General features: G+C 61.5%; 18 protein-coding genes. 7 read left to right on the top strand and 11 right to left on the bottom strand.

What is annotated here, in order from left to right; translation table 11 throughout:
* Window positions 1-135 precede the first annotated feature (135 nt).
* From GR138_RS23935 to GR138_RS23900, 8 genes are all read right to left on the bottom strand, one after another.
* The gene (locus GR138_RS23935) at window positions 136-1110 is read right to left on the bottom strand and encodes a tripartite tricarboxylate transporter substrate-binding protein (protein ID WP_420853716.1); all 975 of its coding nucleotides are present in this window, start codon (window positions 1108-1110) and stop codon (window positions 136-138) included.
* A 207-nt stretch (window positions 1111-1317) separates the two neighbouring features.
* Window positions 1318-2673, bottom strand: a complete 1356-nt coding sequence (locus GR138_RS23930) for a sigma-54-dependent transcriptional regulator (protein ID WP_160861787.1) — start codon at window positions 2671-2673, stop codon at window positions 1318-1320.
* A complete protein-coding gene (locus tag GR138_RS23925) occupies window positions 2670-4493 on the bottom strand; it encodes a sensor histidine kinase (RefSeq protein WP_420853711.1) in 1824 nt (607 codons plus the stop codon). The genes GR138_RS23930 and GR138_RS23925 overlap by 4 nt, the downstream gene beginning before the upstream one ends.
* Window positions 4494-4586: 93 nt before the next feature.
* Entirely contained in the window at window positions 4587-5087 is a 501-nt protein-coding gene (locus tag GR138_RS23920; protein WP_160861786.1) for a heme-degrading domain-containing protein, read from the bottom strand.
* Between the two features lie 267 nt (window positions 5088-5354).
* A complete protein-coding gene (locus GR138_RS23915) occupies window positions 5355-5648 on the bottom strand; it encodes a DUF6074 family protein (RefSeq protein ID WP_160861785.1) in 294 nt (97 codons plus the stop codon).
* Window positions 5649-5828: 180 nt separating this feature from the next.
* A complete protein-coding gene (gene repB / locus GR138_RS23910) occupies window positions 5829-6857 on the bottom strand; it encodes a plasmid partitioning protein RepB (protein WP_160861784.1) in 1029 nt (342 codons plus the stop codon).
* Between the two features lies 1 nt (window position 6858).
* Window positions 6859-8070: a plasmid partitioning protein RepA gene (gene repA, locus GR138_RS23905; protein WP_160861783.1), complete on the bottom strand. Its 1212-nt coding sequence runs from the start codon at window positions 8068-8070 to the stop codon at window positions 6859-6861.
* A gap of 279 nt (window positions 8071-8349) precedes the next feature.
* The gene (locus GR138_RS23900) at window positions 8350-8856 is read right to left on the bottom strand and encodes a MarR family winged helix-turn-helix transcriptional regulator (RefSeq protein WP_160861782.1); all 507 of its coding nucleotides are present in this window, start codon (window positions 8854-8856) and stop codon (window positions 8350-8352) included.
* A 35-nt stretch (window positions 8857-8891) separates the two neighbouring features.
* Between GR138_RS23900 and hmgA the strand changes: the two genes are divergently transcribed.
* Window positions 8892-10232, top strand: coding sequence for a homogentisate 1,2-dioxygenase (gene hmgA, locus GR138_RS23895; protein ID WP_160861781.1), 1341 nt, complete (start codon window positions 8892-8894; stop codon window positions 10230-10232).
* 2 nt (window positions 10233-10234) lie between these two features.
* On the opposite strand, the gene GR138_RS23890 is transcribed toward hmgA, so the two are convergent.
* Window positions 10235-10795 carry a DUF2585 domain-containing protein gene (locus tag GR138_RS23890; protein WP_246200666.1) on the bottom strand — a complete coding sequence of 187 codons (561 nt, stop codon included), beginning with the start codon at window positions 10793-10795 and terminating at the stop codon, window positions 10235-10237.
* Between the two features lie 112 nt (window positions 10796-10907).
* Here GR138_RS23890 and GR138_RS23885 point away from each other — a divergent pair, with 112 nt between their 5' ends.
* The 4 genes from GR138_RS23885 to GR138_RS23870 are packed head-to-tail and all read left to right on the top strand — an operon-like array spanning window position 10908 to window position 13264.
* Entirely contained in the window at window positions 10908-11924 is a 1017-nt protein-coding gene (locus GR138_RS23885) for a fumarylacetoacetate hydrolase family protein (protein ID WP_160861779.1), read from the top strand.
* Window positions 11925-11927: 3 nt separating this feature from the next.
* A complete protein-coding gene (gene maiA / locus GR138_RS23880; RefSeq protein WP_160861778.1) occupies window positions 11928-12572 on the top strand; it encodes a maleylacetoacetate isomerase in 645 nt (214 codons plus the stop codon).
* A 57-nt stretch (window positions 12573-12629) separates the two neighbouring features.
* A complete protein-coding gene (locus GR138_RS23875) occupies window positions 12630-12869 on the top strand; it encodes a type II toxin-antitoxin system VapB family antitoxin (RefSeq protein ID WP_160861777.1) in 240 nt (79 codons plus the stop codon).
* Entirely contained in the window at window positions 12869-13264 is a 396-nt protein-coding gene (locus GR138_RS23870) for a type II toxin-antitoxin system VapC family toxin (RefSeq protein WP_160861776.1), read from the top strand. Before GR138_RS23875 ends, GR138_RS23870 begins: the two co-directional genes overlap by 1 nt.
* Window positions 13265-13299: 35 nt before the next feature.
* Here the strand turns inward: GR138_RS23870 and GR138_RS23865 are convergent, their stop codons facing one another.
* A complete protein-coding gene (locus tag GR138_RS23865) occupies window positions 13300-14781 on the bottom strand; it encodes an NAD-dependent succinate-semialdehyde dehydrogenase (protein WP_160861775.1) in 1482 nt (493 codons plus the stop codon).
* Window positions 14782-14877: 96 nt separating this feature from the next.
* Complete coding sequence (locus tag GR138_RS23860; RefSeq protein ID WP_160861774.1) at window positions 14878-16155, bottom strand: 4-aminobutyrate--2-oxoglutarate transaminase; 1278 nt, start codon at window positions 16153-16155, stop codon at window positions 14878-14880.
* 213 nt (window positions 16156-16368) lie between these two features.
* Between GR138_RS23860 and GR138_RS23855 the strand changes: the two genes are divergently transcribed.
* Together GR138_RS23855 and napE are read left to right on the top strand one after the other, a co-directional pair.
* Window positions 16369-17184 (top strand): MerR family transcriptional regulator, encoded by an 816-nt coding sequence (locus GR138_RS23855; protein ID WP_160861773.1) that lies wholly within the window; start codon window positions 16369-16371, stop codon window positions 17182-17184.
* A gap of 270 nt (window positions 17185-17454) precedes the next feature.
* Window positions 17455-17634 (top strand): periplasmic nitrate reductase, NapE protein, encoded by a 180-nt coding sequence (napE, locus tag GR138_RS23850; protein WP_160861980.1) that lies wholly within the window; start codon window positions 17455-17457, stop codon window positions 17632-17634.
* The last annotated feature ends 2 nt before the right edge of the window (window positions 17635-17636 follow it).

Raw genomic sequence — 17636 nt, 5'->3', positions numbered from 1 at the left:
CCTCCCACGGCCGCGATGGGCCGCACAGACGTCAAAGACCGTGGCGGCGGTCAACACCGCCACGGTGCGATCCATGCAAGCCTGGTCTCCGCACAAGTTGGGCAGAAAGTCGGTTTGCACTCATCCGGGATTGCGTCAGTCGGCGAACTGTCCGGCTGCCTCGATAACCGGCTTCCAACGGGCGATCTCACCTTCCAGCTTCGCCTTGAGAGCTGCCGGAGTTGCCTCGGCTTCGGCGGAAGGCACGGTGCCAAGCTCGGCAAAACGGGCGACCACGTTCGGATCCTTCAGCGCGAGCTGCAAGGACTTGGAAAGCCGTTCCGTCACCTCGGCCGGCGTGCCCTTGGGCGCGTAGATGCCGTGCCAGATACCAACCTGGAATCCGGGCAGGCCTGCTTCTTCCGCCGTCGGAATATCCGGCAGGTTGCCGAGACGGGCAGGAGAGGTCACGGCGTAGGCCTTGATCGTTCCGCCCTGGATCTGCTTCGTCGTGTTCGTCGTCTGGTCGCACATCACATCGACCTGACCGCCGAGGAGATCGGTCATGGCCGGGCCAGTGCCCTTGTAGGGCACGGTGACGAACTGCGTCTGGAGCGCACTCATCAGCATCATGCCGCACAGATGCGAGGCGGCGCCGATGCCGGCATTTGCCACCGTCACGGTGTCCTTGTTGGCCTTCATGTATTCGATCAGGCCCTTGAGGTCGGTCGGCTCAAGGTCCTTGCGGGCGACGATCGCCATCGGGACGTCGGTGACGAGGCCGACATATTCGAAGGCGTTCAGCGTGTCATAGGCAAGCTTGCGATAGAGCGTGGCGCTGGTCGCCATGCCGATATGGTGCAGCAGCAGGGTGTAGCCATCCGCGTCAGCGCTCGCAACGCGGCCGGCACCGAGCGTGCCGCCGGCGCCGCCGACATTCTCGACGACGATCTGCTGACCGAGATCCTTCGACATGGATTCGGCAACGAGGCGGGTTACGGTATCGGTCGGGCCGCCGGCAGAGAAGGGGACCACCATGGTGATGGTGCGTTCCGGATAGGTCTGGGCCAGGGCGGAGGTGGCGAGCAACGATACGGCAAAGGCGGCGGAAATGCCAAACAGGGTTTTCATGGTCTTCATCAAATCCTCCCGATGAATTGGCCAGCCGGCGTGGCTCCTCCCGCGCCGGTTCTGGATGTCTCAAGAGGGGCTTTGTCGGCCGATTGAGCAAGCGATCACGGCATGTCGCGCCGGTAATTTACCGCAGTAAACTGCCGCAATGGGTAGGTTTGGGAACAAAGCTGCCGCAGCATGGGTGGATTTCCACCCATTGGGGCGTCACATATCGTCCTGAAGCGCCGCCATATTGATGTTCTTGTCGAGGCCGTACTTCTGCATCTTCTCGTAGAGGGTCTTCCGCGAAACCCCCAACTGCTCGTAAACCGGTTTCAGGCTGCCACCATGGGCGGCTAGGGCACTGGCGATCAAGCCCCGTTCGTAAGCTGCGACTTTCTCTGCAAGGCGTTGCGGGCCGTCGCCGGATGGCGCGTTTTCGACCCCGGCATCGAGCCCCAGTACCAGCCGATCGGCCGCGTTCCGGAGTTCTCGCACATTGCCGGGCCAGCCGCGGCCGGCAATTTCGGTCATCACCTCGGCGGGCACATCGACGTCGTTTCGCACGTAGCGCGCCGCGGCCTCGCGCACGAGCTGGAGGAAGAGCAGGGGGATATCGTCCCGCCGTTGCGCAAGCGAAGGAACATGCAGTGTCGCGACATTCAAGCGATACAGCAGGTCTGCCCGGAACCGGCCGCCGGCAACCTCGGCCTCGAGATTCACCTTGCTTGTCGCGATAAAGCGCACATCAAGCGGCAGAGGCTCGTTCGACCCCAGCCGCGTAATGACCCGTTCCTGCAGGACGCGCAGGAATTTTGCCTGCAGGTCGAAGGGCATGGAGCCGATCTCGTCGAGCAGGATCGTGCCGCCGCGACCGTGCTCGAACTTGCCGTAGCGGGGGCGCAACGCGCCGGGAAATGCGCCGGCCTCATGGCCAAAGAGTTCGCTCTCGATCAGGTTTTCGGGGAGGGCGGCGCAATTGATGGCGATGAAAGGCCGGTCGGCGCGGGCGCTGATATCGTGCAGGGCACGTGCCACCACCTCCTTGCCCGCCCCCGTTTCTCCGATGACCAGCGTGTCGGCATCCGTTGCGCCGATGGCCCGCACCCTGTACCGCAAATCCACCATGACCTGTGTGCGGCCCGGCAGCCGCGCCTCAAGATCGTCCCGCTTGCCGGCGACGGCCCGCAGACGGCGGTTCTCGAGGACGAGGCTTCTCCGGTCCATGGCGCGGCGGATGATGCCGGCCAGATGCTGCGCGGTGAACGGTTTTTCAAGGAAATCGTAAACGCCGGCCCGCATGGCGCTGACGGCCAGTTGCACATCGGCATGGCCCGTCACGAGGATGACCGGCACCTCGGGATCGACCTCGCGAATGCGCTGGAGCAGCGTCATGCCATCCATGCCAGGCATGCGAATGTCGCTGACCACGACACCATCGAAGGCATAACCGACAAGCTCCAGCACCCGCTCGGCGCTGGAAAACGTATCGACCTCCAGTCCGTAAAGTTCCAAAGCCTGGGCCGAGGAGCGGCGCATCTCCTCTTCGTCATCGATCAGAAGAATACGCGAGCCACTCATTCCGCCGCCTCCCGCGATGGCGCCGATGCCTCAAGCACAATGGAGAAGACGGCGCCACCATCCGGGTGGTTCCGGACCGTTATATTTCCGCCGAAGTCCTTGATGATATTGTAGGAAATTGAAAGGCCAAGCCCCAATCCCTTGCCGACGCCCTTGGTTGTGAAGAAGGGATCGAAGATTCGTTCGGCAATGGCTGCCGGCACACCGGCGCCTCGATCGTGCACCTCGACGACAATACCGCTCTCCGAGCGAAAAGCCGACAGAACGATTGTGCGATCGTCCAGTCCCTCGACGGCATCCGCGGCATTGCTGACGATGTTGACCAGGACCTGCTGGAGGCGCACGGGCCCGGCTTTGACGGTGAGGTCCGTACCGGAAAGTTCCACGACCAGTTCGGCATCCGCTGACCTGAGCCGTGGGGCGACGATCTCCAGTGTATCCGCAATCACCTCGGGGAGGGGAACCGGGCCGAGTTTCTCGTTTGGTTTGCGGGCGAAGTTGCGTAAGTGGCGGCTTATCGATGCCATGCGATCGATCAGATTGGAAATGCGGCGTACATTATCCTGCGCCTCCGGCACACGCCCGCGATCGATGAGGAGTGCTGCGCTGTCGGCATAGGACTTGGCTGCGGCAAGCGGTTGGTTGAATTCATGCGAAAGCGCGGCCGACATCTGGCCCAGCCCGGCAAGTTTGCCGGCCTGGATCAGGTCGCCCTGCGTCTTGCGCAGTTCCTGTTCGGTCAGCCGCCGTTCGGCGATTTCGAGTTCGATCTGCTCGTTGACAAGCGCAAGATCGGCGGTGCGCTCCTCGACACGCCGCTCCAGTTCGTTCCGGGTCTCCTCCTGTAGGCGCAGGCGTTCCTCGACGCGAGCACGGCGCTGCCAAAGGACTGCGACGCCCAGTGCGGCGAGGCAGATGAACAGCAGGATTGCCACCAAGGCCGTGCGGGCCTGCGTTCTGACCGATGCGGTGTCGAGCAGAACATTGACCGTCCAGTCGGCCTCCGGCATGTAGTGGGACAGGCGCAGGTATTCCCGCGTCGTTCCGCCCCCCGGGATCTGCATCAGATGTTGACCGTGGTAAACTGATTCCGTCGCGGGAAGAGGCTTCAGTTCGGCCTCGGCATAGCGTCGCGAGGTCTGCGTTCGGGCGAGGCGGGGTGCATCCAGAGGCAGGATGCCGGAATATAGCCATTCCGGACTGCCGGTCATGAAGATGATGCCCTCGGGATCCGCGACGAAGATCTTGTATTCACCGCCGCGCCAGGAACTCTCGATTGAATCGATATCGACCTTGAAGACAATGACGCCGAGGATCTTTCCCGCAACCTCCACCGGTGAGGAAAAATAGTAGCCGCGTTTCAGGGATGTCGTGCCAAGTGCGTAGAACCGGGCTTGGCGCCCAGCAATCGCATCCTGGAAATAGGGGCGGTAGTTGAAGTTCTGCCCAACGAAGGTTCCGGGCATCCCGTAGTTGCTGGCCGCGACGGTGTTGCCGTCTGGTGTCATGACATAGATATCGGACGACTCCAGCAGCCTATTGATTTCCTTCAGATATTCGTTTGCGGTTTGCCGCAGGGCCGGGTTGTCCGGCGACTGGAGCAGCGCCTCTATGTCGTCGTGATCGGCGATCAGGGCGGGCAACGGTTCATAGCGGCTGAGATGGCCGGCAAGGGCCGCCACTGCAAGGCGCAATGCAGACCCGGCCTGCAACGACGCCTCACTCATATAGCTGCGCGTGAACAACGCTCCCCCCTGCAGGACAGTCAGGAGGATAATGATCGGCAGGATCGCGAAGGCGAGAGCAGGTCGCAGCTTCACTGAATGGCGGCTCCTCTTCCGTTCGTCGCCGACCCGGATGCCGGCGGTCTATCCTAGTGAGCGGCGCGCCTCTTTCCTAGGGGAGGGGGAAGCTCAGTCGGGCAGCCGGCTGTCGCCGAGGTCGACCTTCAGGAACGCAGCGATCGCATCGGTGACGATGGCATGATCGACGCGTTGCGGCACGCCGGAAACCGTGACGGCGCCGACACAACCGAGGTCCGCGACAAAAAGCGGGAAACCGCCGCCATGCACGGCATAGTCCGCCAAGGAGAGATTATGTGCTTCTTCCTGTCCGCGGCCGGAAAGCGCCAGGCGCCGGCCGACGAGATAGGACGAATGCCAAAGCCGAAAGACGGTGTTCCGCTTGCGCCGGATCCATTCGACATTGTCTGTCGTGGTGCCGGGTAGGGCGCAATGGAACAGGACACGATCCCGCAGCGAAATATCGATCGCCACGCCGGCGCCGATAGACAGCGCCGTTTCACGCACCTGATTGCCAAGCGCCCACGCGTCGTCCGGGCTGAACCGGCTGAAGCGAAGAAGCCGTTCCTGTTCTTCCAGCCGCTGGATATCCTGTGCAACCGTCTCTGTCATAACCGTCCCCCTTTTGACCATCGCTATTGATCCTTAGCGACCCTTTTCGAGAAGGGGAAGAGTTGGGCGGCGCGAGCGGAAAACATCCTTTTCTGGGATGGGGCAGAATGCGTCTGGTTATGCTTCCAGATGGGCTAGCGAACAGGCATCATGCGGCCGATCCATGATCGGCGGCACCAATGAACGCGGCGCACGGGAGTGGCAAATTCACCCAGGCGCGCCGCATCAGTTCGCTTTTACAAGTGCGGGCTTTCTGTTTCGGAAAACTCAAAAGCCTGTTGCGGCATGCTTGCGCTGCAGTTCCTGCTGAACTTCGTCCTGGAAAGCGAACACTGCCTCGCGGGCCTGATTTTCGCACGAGCCGAACTTGCGCATTTCGTCGGCAAGTTCGCGGCAAACCTTCTGCCAATACCGGCGTGCTTCCTCGCCGTTAAGCTCTCCCAATTCTCCGGCGCAGCGGCGGACATGCGCCGTCCGGCGTTCGGCGGGAAATGGCACGACCGGTCTGGTTTCGGCGGCAATCGAAGGTCGACGTGGTTGGACCGGGGCAGGTGAGGGCATAGAATCGCGTTCCTTATCTTCTCCCTCATAATTAATAAGCCCATGGTTAACATGCCGTTTCCACGCCGTAATTTGCAGTATCAACCTGCTCCATGACGGCTCACCCGCTTTCGCGCTGCGCCATGGCCTGTACGAACGCCATCAGCATCGATATCGAACCAGGCGGGACTTCGCCGTGGATCACTCTTCCGGTTTTTGCTCGGTTTCCGTACGGAATGCCTCGTAAAGGCGGTCCAGATTTTGGGTGATGTAGAGGCCGAATGCCGCGGCCTCCGCAGCCTTCAGCGCGATCGTGTATTGACGGCCGTTGGTCTTGATGCTGGCGCGAACGGCGCCATCCTTGCGGGCCCATTCCTTGGCGGCGGGCTTGCCCGTCTCGGGCGCCTCTTTCCGCGTCAGGTGACTGCTGACGAGATTGAACCGGTCTTCCGGCGTTCGGCCCTGCACCCGCTCGCGGCCAAGAAACTCGATTGCCTTGTCTTCGTTGGTCGACTCGTCGAACCGCGTCGCCAGTTCATGCCAGCGGTCGCGGCCAATGGCCAGCGCCGGACCAATGCCGGCCCTGACCGACTTCGGAATGCGGTTCACCACCGAGAGCATTTTCGACACGGTGGTCTTGTCGGCACTGAGTGCGGCCATGATCGTTTCGCGATCAAATCCACGCGCCTCGAGCTCACCGGCAAAGGTTGCCCGCTCAAGAAACGACAGATCGGCGCGTGCGCTGTTTTCCTGGCCTTGCGCGATCACGTGGTCGCGATCGGTAAGCACCTTGACGACAGCCCGAACCGGCCGGCCGAGCAATCGGGCCGCTTTTGCGCGCCGGTGGCCGAAGGCGATCTGGTAAACGCCGGTCTTCTGCGGGTGCGGGCGCACGAGGATGGGCGAATCCTGGCCGCGGATGCGCATCGCTTCGACCAGTTCCTGGAACTGCTCATCCGAGTGCACCAGCCGGTCCGAGATGAAGGATTCTTCGATCTGGTCAGGCTCGAGTTCGATAACGACCTCGCCGGCCGTCAGCTTGGCTTCGATCTCCTTGGCCGCATCCGCCTTGGCGGCAAGGGCATCGATGCTGCGCGTCACAGCGCCCAGGGCGCCGATCCCCTTGTAGGTCACGTGCTGGCGTGCTGGCTCTTCGGGGGAAGGGGTTGCCGATGTCGACTTGTCCGACGCCGGTGCCATCAGGTTCGAAAGAACGTTCTTGCGCGCCATCTCAACGCCCCCAAGCTTTGTGAATCATGTCTACGATCTCCGCATTGACTGCTTCCATGGATTCGAAGGCGCGGTCATAGGTGGCACGGGTGAACTGGCTTCGGTCGACCTCGTACAGCGTCTGGTTGGTGAGTGCGGCATCGGCAATGGCGACACTTCTGACCATCGGATTGGTCAGGACATGTTGCTTGAACATGGAGCGCATGAATGCAACCATCTGGGTCTGCGGTCCGTCGGCCGGGTCGTAGCGCGTGACGAGATAGCGGAGCCAGTCGAGATTCATGTTGCCGCCGGCGCTTTTCAAGGTGTTCAGCACCTCGCCCAGCATCTGCAGGAACTGGCACATCGACATGACGTCGAGCATCTGTGGATGCACGGTGATCAGCGCTGCCGTCGCCCCGCAGATCGCGCTCATCGTCAGAAAGCCGAGTTGTGGCGGGCAATCGATCACCACAACGTCATAATCGTCTGAGACGGAGGAGAGGGCTTCGTCCAGCCGCGCGAAGAAAATCCGGCCGTAGTCGTCCTTGTTGCCTTGCGCCAGAATGCGCGGCGTATCGTGTTCGAACTCCATGAGTTCGAGATTGCCGGGCACGATGTCGAGGCCGGGGAAATTGGTTTTCCGAATGATCTCCTTGAGCGGACGTCTTTGGTCGTCGTAACGGATGGCCGCGTACAAGGTCTCGTTTTCGTTGACATCGAATTCCGGCTGGAAGCCGTGCAGCGCCGACAGGCTTGCCTGCGGGTCGAGATCGACGGCCAGCACGCGGTGCCCTGTCAGAGCCAGATGCTGTGCGAGATGCGCTGTCGTGGTGGTCTTGCCGGAGCCGCCCTTGAAGTTCACCACCGCGATCACCTGAAGATGTTCGCTCGCCCGCCGGCGCGGGACGTAGCGCTGTCCGCCCCGACCGTTCTGGTCGAGATATTCCCGCATCTCCTGCAACTGACCGGCCGAGTAGGACCGGCGTCCGGACGGTGTCGCCTGTGGCAACGGCCCCTTGGATTCCAGCGAGAGATTGCGCAGATATCCACTCGTCACGCCGAGGAAATGGGCGGCTTCGCTCAATTGAAACTGGCGCAGGGATTTTTGCGCGACGGGAGGAAACATCTCCAGACGGTGCTGCTTCAGCTTGTCTGACAGTTCGTGAGCCTGGCCGATGATCAACTGGTCGATCTCGGAAATTGCCTGTCCGACGGTTGTGGCCATATTCATGTCCATTATCTCAAAATGCGATTTGCAGCCCATGTGAGGGTTTGAATCGCATCTAGAATCAATTGCGATTCAAGGGCAAGCCAATAATGGTTAACGGCCGGGCGAAATGACATCGCCCATCGGCACTCTATATCTCGGCCATGTAGCGTGCATGTCGATGCGGCGGACATGGCGGGCTTTGCAAAGTGCAAGAGAGTTTCAGGCGGGCTTAGAAAACTACCGAGACCCGGGGCCTGCATCTCATGAAAGGTTCGAACCGATCTGATCGGTTCATGTGCATCAGTCCTTCGGGCCGCGACGGCTTGTTTCGGAGGCCATTTTTACCTCGATCGTTGTGAGGCCGGCTTCCAGTTGTCGAAGCCCACTTGCGCCCAGAAGCGTTGCCAGCTCCTGCTCGTAGGCCTTTGCAAGCTCGATCATCTCTCCATAGATGCGCTTGCCAGCCGGCGTCAGCTCCAAGTGTTCGACGCGCCGGTCTTCGGCATGCTCGGCGCGTTTCAGCCAGCGCTTTTCCTCCAGCGCCCGCACGGCGCGCGATACCTTCGTCTTGTGCATGCTGGAATTGGCGCCGATCTCGGTCGCGGTCATGCGCCCGTAGGTGCCGATTGCCGCCAGCGCACGCCATTCCGGCCGGGTCATGTGGTAGCGCAGTCGGTATTGTGCGGCGAAGCGCTGGCTCACGCGCTCGGCCGCCTGGTTGAGCCTGTAGGGCAGGAAACTCTCGAGCTTGAAGTCCACGGCACGCGCCTTGATGGTTACAAAATAGACAGTTACATCTGTAACCATATGACTATACGCACGCTTTGCGAGGAGGGCAAACCATGGCGGATCATGCGACGGAGATGTCCAACAACCTGAAATACATGCCGGGCTTCGGCAATGATTTCGAGACAGAATCGCTGCCCGGTGCCCTGCCGCAGGGGCAAAACAGCCCGCAGAAATGCAATTACGGCCTTTATGCCGAGCAGCTATCCGGCTCGCCCTTCACCGCCCCACGCGGCACCAATGAGCGTTCCTGGCTCTACCGCATCCGCCCGAGCGTGCGCCACACGCGCCGCTTTTCGAATGCCAGTTATCCGCACTGGAAAACGGCGCCCTGCCTCGACGATCATTCCCTGCCGCTCGGCCAGTTGCGCTGGAACCCGTTGCCGGCGACCAAGGAGACGCAGACCTTTCTCGAGGGCATGCGGACGATGACGACGGCCGGTGATGTGCTGACCCAGGTGGGCATGGCCGCGCATGCCTACACGTTCAACGCTGATATGGTGGACGACTATTTCTTCAATGCCGATGGCGAATTGCTGGTCGTGCCGCAATTGGGCGCCATCCGCGTCTTCACCGAAATGGGCATCATGGATGTCGAACCGCTGGAAATCTGCCTCATCCCGCGCGGCATGATGTTCAAGGTCTCCCGCATCGGCGAGGGAGACACCTGGCGCGGTTATGTCTGCGAGAACTACGGTGCGAAATTCACCCTGCCGGACCGCGGACCGATCGGCGCGAACTGCCTTGCCAATCCGCGCGACTTCAAGACGCCGGTCGCGGCCTACGAGGACAAGGAAACGCCCTGTAGGGTGCATGTGAAATGGTGCGGCAAGTTCTACGTCACGGAGATCGGCCATTCGCCGCTCGACGTCGTCGCCTGGCACGGCAACTACACGCCGTTCAAATATGACCTGCGCACCTATTCACCGGTCGGGGCCATCCTCTTCGACCATCCCGACCCGTCGATTTTCACGGTGCTGACGGCGCCGACCGAGGAGGCCGGCACGGCGAACATCGACTTCGTCATCTTCCCGCCGCGCTGGCTGGTGGCCGAACATACCTTCCGTCCGCCGTGGTATCACCGCAATATCATGAGCGAATTCATGGGGCTGATCCATGGCCAGTATGACGCCAAGGAAGAAGGCTTCGTGCCCGGCGGTATGAGCCTGCACAACATGATGCTGCCGCACGGGCCGGACACGACCGGCTTCGAAAAAGCCTCCAACAGCGAGTTGAAGCCCGTCAAGCTCGACCACACGATGGCCTTCATGTTCGAGACCCGTTACCCGCAGCAGCTTACCAAGTTCGCGGCCGAGCTGGAGACGTTGCAGGACAATTATCTCGATTGCTGGGATGGCCTGGAGCGCAAGTTCGATGGCACGCCGGGCATCAAATGAGGTCAGCCGCCCTGCCAGGCCTTCACGGCTTCCAACGGCCAGACGAGCATCAGGATGTTGAGCGCCAGTCCGTCGCGGATGAGGTAGGTTGTTGTCGCCTCGAAGATGACGATCAGCGCGACGCTCGTCCAGACCGGCAGGCGCGCGGCGAGGAAAAAGCCGACGACCATGGCGAGAATGTCGGCGCTCGAATTGATCACGCTATCGCCGAAATAGTCGAGCGAGATCGTCGATTCACGGTAGCGGTTGATGATCATGTCGGTGTTTTCGAGGATTTCCCACGCGCATTCCAGGATGAGCGAGAGCACGAGGCGCACATTGATGCTCGCCTTGCGCAAGATCAGCGTGAAGAAGCCGAAGAACAGAATGCCGTGGATGATATGGCTCGGCGTGTACCAGTCGGACAGATGTTGCGAGTTTTCCGAAGAAATAACGACGCCGTGCCAGAGTTTGACATATCCGCACTTGCAGATGAGCGGCTGACCCATCGTATAAAGGATGATGGCCGTCGCGGCGGTGAAGCCGAAGACGATCAGCAGGGAATTTCGGACCGAGCGGTTCAAACGGAATTTCCTCGAGAATGCGATGCGCCGTGGGAGCGGCGCACGAGGGTGGAGACAGGCGCCGGAAGATGACACAGTTTGACGGCTGCAAACAAGATCGGGAGAGACACGCATGAAACTTGCGACGCTGAAGAATTCCACCCGTGACGGCCGGCTGGTGGTCGTCTCGCGCGACCTGACGCGCTGCTCGGAAGTGGGCCATATCGCCCGCACCCTGCAGGATGCGCTGGACGACTGGGACCATGTCGCGCCGCGGCTGGGGCGTGTCGCCCAGGGCCTGGAAACCGGCTCGCAGCCGACCGCCCGCTTCCACGAGCATGACGCTGCCTCCCCCCTGCCGCGCGCCTACCAGTGGGCGGATGGCTCCGCCTACGTCAACCATGTCGAACTGGTGCGCAAGGCCCGCAACGCCGAGATGCCGGACAGTTTCTGGACCGATCCCTTGATGTACCAGGGAGGCTCCGACAGCTTTCTGGGACCGCGCGACCCCATTCTTGCCGCCGATGAGGCATGGGGCATCGACATGGAAGGCGAGGTCGCCGTGATCGTCGGCGATCTACCGATGGGGGCGAGCGTGGAAGAAGCGCGCGCGGCGATCAAGCTGGTCATGCTCGTCAATGACGTTTCGTTGCGCGGCCTCATCCCGACCGAACTCGCCAAGGGGTTTGGCTTCTTCCAGTCGAAACCGTCCTCCGCCTTCTCCCCCGTCGCCGTGTCGCCCGATGAACTGGGCGACGCCTGGGATGGCGGCAAGCTGCACCTGCCGTTGCTTGTTTCGATCAACGACAAAGCCTTCGGCAAGGCCAATACCGGCATCGACATGACCTTCGACTTCGGCCAGCTCGTCGCCCATGCGGCGAAGACCCGGCCGCTGGTCGCGGGCTCGATCATCGGCTCCGGCACCGTTTCCAACAAGCTCGACGGCGGTCCCGGCAAGCCCGTCTCGGAAGGGGGGGCCGGCTATTCCTGCATCGCGGAAATCCGCACCATCGAGACGATCACGTCCGGGGCGCCAAAAACGCCCTTCCTGAAATACGGCGACACCGTGCGCATCGAGATGAAGGACAAGACGGGTCATTCGATCTTCGGCGCGATCGAGCAGACCGTGCAGCAATACGAGAAGGGCTGAGCGGTGAACGACGAGATCGTGCTCTTCGATTACTGGCGCTCCTCCGCCAGTTACCGCGTGCGCATCGCGCTTGAAAGCCTCGGTCTGCCCTATCGGCGGATTTCGGTCGACCTGCTTGCGGGAGAGCAACGCGCACCGGAGCATCGCGCCCGAAACCCGCAGGGCCTCGTGCCGGCCTTGATGATCGACGGGCAGACACTGACGCAGTCCCTCGCGATCATCGAGTATCTTAGCGAAACGCGCCCGCAGGCGCGTTTCCTGCCCGCCGATGCGCTCGGCCGACAGCGGGTGCGTACACTCTCCTGCGCCATCGCCATGGAAATCCATGCCGTCTGCAACACGGGCGTTATCAATCACGTCCTGGAGATCACCGGAGGAGGGGAGGAGGTCCGCGTCGGCTGGATGAAGAAATTCATCGGCGATGGTCTTGCCGCCGTTGAAGCCTTGCTCGACAATCCGGCAACCGGTACCTTCTGCCATGGTCAGGCGCCTACGATGGCCGATTTCTGCCTTGTGCCACAGGTCTACAACGCAGAGCGCTGGGGCGTCGATATTGCTGACCTCTCCCGCGTCCGCCGGATCGCAGAGACCTGCCGGGCACTTCCGGCTTTCCAGGCTGCACGCCCTGAGACCGTAAAGCCGGCCTGACCTTTCGGCCCGGGCTGCGGCATGTTATATATACTCTTAGCAAGGGAAGGATATACCATGCCGCTCTATGTCAAGGACCAGGAGGTCGACCGGCTTGCCGAGAGGCTGTCCACGCTGCGCAAGGTCAGCAAGACCGAGGCGGTGCGGCAGGCCTTGACACATGAATTGCAGCGGGTGGAGGCAGAGCCGACGCTGGTGGAAAAGGCGCTGGCAATGACGCGGGAACTGAACCGGAAGTATCCACCCATTGGCCCGGCAGCGGACAAGGCGTTTATCGACAGCCTCTACGAAGACTGATGTTCGTCGATGCTTCAGCCATCGTCGCGATGATGACGAACGAAAGCGATGCGGCGGCTCTTTCAGAACGGTTGGCGGCAGCCGGTGCGCGGACGACGTCAGCCATGGCGCTTTGGGAGGCCTCCGTCGCCTATAGCCGCATTTCCGGACTTCAGCCCAAAGATGCGTTGCGTGAGGTGGAGGCTTATATCAGGCCGCTCGACATTGCGGTAACGGCCATAGGGCCGACGATGACAGCTGCTGCCGTTGAAGCCTATCAGCGTTTCGGCAAAGGCCACCATCCGGCCGCGTTCAATTTCGGCGACTGTTTCGCCTATGCCTGCGCCCGTCAACTCGGCATGCCGTTGCTTTACAAGGGTGATGACTTTTCGCAGACGGATATCGATGCCGCATAGGATCGCCCCGCACGAGGCGGGGCGATCCGAAGGGATCAGGCGACTTCGCCCATGCAGACGTATTTCATCTCCAGATAGTCATCCGCGCCATGGGCGGAGCCTTCACGGCCGAGCCCGGACTGCTTGATGCCGCCAAAGGGAGCAGCTTCGGAGGAGATGATGCCAGTGTTGACGCCGACCATGCCGTATTCCAGCGCCTCCGCGACCTTCCAGACCTTCTTCAGATCACCGGCATAGAAGTAGGCGGCGAGCCCGAACTCGGTGTCGTTCGCCTGTTCGATCACATCCTCGACCGTATCGAAGCGGAAGAGCGGGGCGACGGGGCCGAAGGTCTCTTCCCGCGCAACCGTCATGCCGCGCGCAACGCCCTTCAGGACGGTCGGCTCGAAGAAGGTGCCGTTGCCCTCGACGCGCTTTCCGCCGGCAACCACGGTCGCGCCCTTGGAAACGGCGTCGGCAATATGCGCTTCGACCTTTTCGATGGCCGCTTCCTCGATCAGGGGACCGATGGTGACGCCCTTGTCAAAGCCGTTGCCGATGGACAATTCTGCAACCTTCCTCGCCAGCTTCTCGGCGAAGGCGTCATAGACATTTGACTGCACGTAGAGCCGGTTGGCGCACACACAGGTCTGACCGGCATTGCGGTATTTGGAGGCCATCGCGCCTTCCACGGCCGCGTCGATGTTCGCATCGTCAAAGACGATGAAGGGCGCGTTGCCGCCGAGCTCCAGGCTGACTTTCTTGATCTGGTCGGAGCACTGGCGCATCAGGATGCGGCCGACTTCCGTCGAGCCGGTGAACGAGATTTTCCGGACCTTGGGATTGTAGCAGAGCTCCTTGCCGATCGCCGGACCATCGGTGCCGAGGATGACGTTGAACGCACCGGCCGGGATGCCGGCCTTTTCGGCGAGCACCGCAAGGGCAATCGCCGAAAGCGGCGTCTGTTCGGCAGGCTTCGAGACGACCGTGCAACCGACGGCGAGCGCCGGAGCGACCTTGCGGGCAATCATCGCGGCCGGGAAGTTCCAGGGCGTGATCGTACCGACGACGCCGACCGGCTGCTTGATGACCAGCATGCGCTTGTCGACGGACGGGGCGGGGATCGTCTCGCCGTTGATACGCTTGGCTTCCTCCGCATACCATTCGACATAGGAGGCCGCGTAGAGGATCTCGCCCCTGGCTTCCGCCAGCGGCTTGCCCATTTCGGCGGTGAGGATGGCGGCCAGCTCGTCGGCATTGGCGACGATGAGGTCGAACCACTTGCGCAGCAGCACGCTGCGGTCCTTGGCCGGGCGCGCGGCCCAGGCCGGCTGCACCTTGTAGGCCGCGTCGATGGCGGCAGCCGTTTCGTCAGCACCCATTTCCGGCAGTGTCGCCAGCTTCTCGCCGGTCGCGGGGTTGAGGACGTCAAAGGTCGCGGCGCCGTTGCCGCCGATCCAGTTGCCGTTGACATAACCTGCATCGCGCAGGAATTCGGTCGACGTCAGGTGCTTGGTGAGAGCATCGTAGAAGGCCATGATTTCGCTCCTTGCGGAAAAGAAAGGGCGTTCACCCGGAGCGAATGCCCCGGGTGTTGCCTTGGGAGGATGTGGTTCAGTCTTGGGCGACGCCGATCAGGCGGCGCGCGCTTCGAGCATCGCGGCTTCGAGGATGTCGAGCGCCTCGGCAAAAACCTCGTCCTGGATGGTGATCGGCGCGAGGAAGCGGATGACGTTGCCGTGCACGCCGCAGGTGAGCAGGATCAGGCCCTTTTCAAGGGCTTTCAGGCGCACCTTGTTGGCGAAGTCGGCGCTCGGCAGCTTCGTCGAAACGTCATTGAACTCGACGGCGTTCATGAAGCCCGGACCACGGATGTCGATGATCTCCGGAATCTTGTCCTGCAGCGAAGCAAGGCGCTGTTTGAGGCGGGCGCCAAGATTTTCCGCGCGGTTGCAGAGGTCTTCATCCTTGATGACGTCGAGAACGGCATGAGCCGCCGCAACGCCGATCGGGCTGCCGGCATAGGTACCGCCGAGGCCGCCGGGGCCGGGGGCGTCCATGATTTCGGCGCGACCGGTGACGGCTGCGATCGGGAAGCCGCCGCCAAGGCCCTTGGCCATGGTCATCAGGTCAGCCGCAATACCGTAGTGCTCCATGGCGAACAGCTTGCCGGTACGGGCAAAGCCGGTCTGCACTTCGTCGGCGATCAGCAGAATGCCGTGCTGGTCGCAGATCTCGCGCAGTGCCTTCATCAAGCTGAGCGGGACGGGCAGGAATCCACCTTCGCCCTGTACCGGCTCGATGATGATCGCGGCGACGCGGTTCGGGTCGACATCGGCGGCGAAGAGCTTCTTCAGCACATTGATCGACTGCTCGACGGTCGTGCCCTGGGTCTCGACCGGGAAAGGCACATGGAAGACATCACCCGGCATGGCGCCGAAACCGACTTTGTAGGGAACGACCTTGCCGGTCAGCGCCATGCCCATGAAGGTACGGCCGTGGAAGCCGCCGGAAAAGGCGATGACAGCCTGGCGGCCGGTGGCGGCGCGGGCGATCTTCACGGCGTTTTCGACGGCTTCGGCACCGGTGGTGACAAAGATCGTCTTCTTGGCGAAGTTGCCGGGGGTGATGGCGTTCAGGCGCTCGGCAAGCTCGACATAGTTCTCATAGGGCACGACCTGGTGGCAGGTGTGCGTGAAGCGATCGAGCTGCTTCTTGACGGCTTCGATGACGCGCGGATGACGGTGGCCGGTGTTGACCACGGCGATGCCGGCGGCGAAATCGATGTAGCGATTGCCTTCCTTATCCCAGATTTCCGCATTCTCTGCACGGTCGGCGTAGATCTGCGTGGTCATGCCGACGCCACGCGAAATGGCGGCGTTCTTGCGGTCTGTAAGGGGCGTGGCGGTCATGGCGCTATCCTGAATCTGGAGGCTTCGTTCAATAACTTGCATTTTTTCTGCAAGCTTCTTGTGGAATTCCTACATTTTTTCTGCAAGAATGCAATCGACATTTTAAGCCGGCAATACGACAGATTTAGCGGTGGCAAACCCGCCGTCGAAATCGAGCGTAGTCTGTCGGGAATGCTATAAAAGACACTACTACAGAATCAGGGATTTGGCGCGATGGGTTCCGAGGAGCCGGTGCACTACAAGGTGGCGGAGGCCGCACGGCTCGCCGGCGTTTCGGCGTCGACACTCAGGCTTTGGGAAACGCAGGGCCTCGTCGTCCCGGGGCGCTCGGAGACCGGTCACCGTCAATACAGCGCCGACGACGTCGCGCGACTGAAGCGCATCGCCTGGTTCAGGACGGAGCGCGGCCTCAATCCGGCCGCCATCCGCGAGGCGCTGGAGGCCGAAGAGCCCAGCGCTGACGCGCATTCCGCCGACGGCGAAGCGCCGCAGGGCGTTGGCCGAAAGCTGCGCAGCCTGCGCCATGCGACGGGCAAGACCCTCGAACAGGTCGCCGGCGATATCGGCATCGCGACATCGGTGCTCTCCACCTTCGAACGCACCTCGCAGGGCGTGACCTTCCGCGTGCTGCACGACCTTGCGGCCTATTACGAGACGACCGTCTCGAAACTTTCGGGCGAGGAAGAGAATGACAACCGGTCGGTCGTCAGGGCCGGGGAGTGGAAGTTCTGGCCGGAAACCTCACCGGGCGTCACCGTGCAGGTCCTGGCGGACGGGCGAAACATGATGGATTGCCATCGCTTCGTGCTCGCCCCCGGCGCCTCCTCCGACGGGGCCTACAAGCACGAGGGCGAGGAATTCGTGCACGTGCTCTCCGGCCATATCGAAATGGTGTTGGATGGCCACGAATTTCACGATCTCGGCCCCGGCGACAGTCTGTACTTCGAGAGCTGCCGCCGCCACGCCTGGCGCAACCGCCACGATGGCGAGACGGTGCTGATCTGGATCAATACCCCGCCGACGTTCTAGAGCCGTCGCATCGGCGAATTACCGCGGGGCGTAAGATGCGAAAATTCTAAAATATGTTTTTCCTGTACTGCTCTTCTTCGCAGTTTTAGTAAATATTTATAATAGAGTTCCTAAAGTCGCTATATTTTTTCAGATATAACGCGAATTGATATTTCGCAGGTTAAATCATGAGTATAAAAGTATATTATATTATACTTTCTTTCTGTTGTGGCAATGCTACTATCCGGCTTGTGATCTAGTCGTCGGAGGAAGCAAGCCTTGTCCGAAGCCTTGACAGAACATCCACCATCGCAAGCCCCGAAATCCAGCCGGCGACGCGAGTTGATCACCTTCCTTGTTCTGGCATTCGGTATCTGGCCGATTGTCGCCGTCGGTGTCGTCGGCGGTTATGGCTTTCTCGTCTGGATGTTGCAGATCATCTATGGGCCACCCGGCCCGCCAGTCCATTGAGG

The sequence above is a fragment of the Shinella kummerowiae genome (genome assembly GCF_009827055.1).
Lineage (GTDB): Bacteria > Pseudomonadota > Alphaproteobacteria > Rhizobiales > Rhizobiaceae > Shinella > Shinella kummerowiae.
This window is presented reverse-complemented; position numbering and strand designations above follow the sequence as displayed.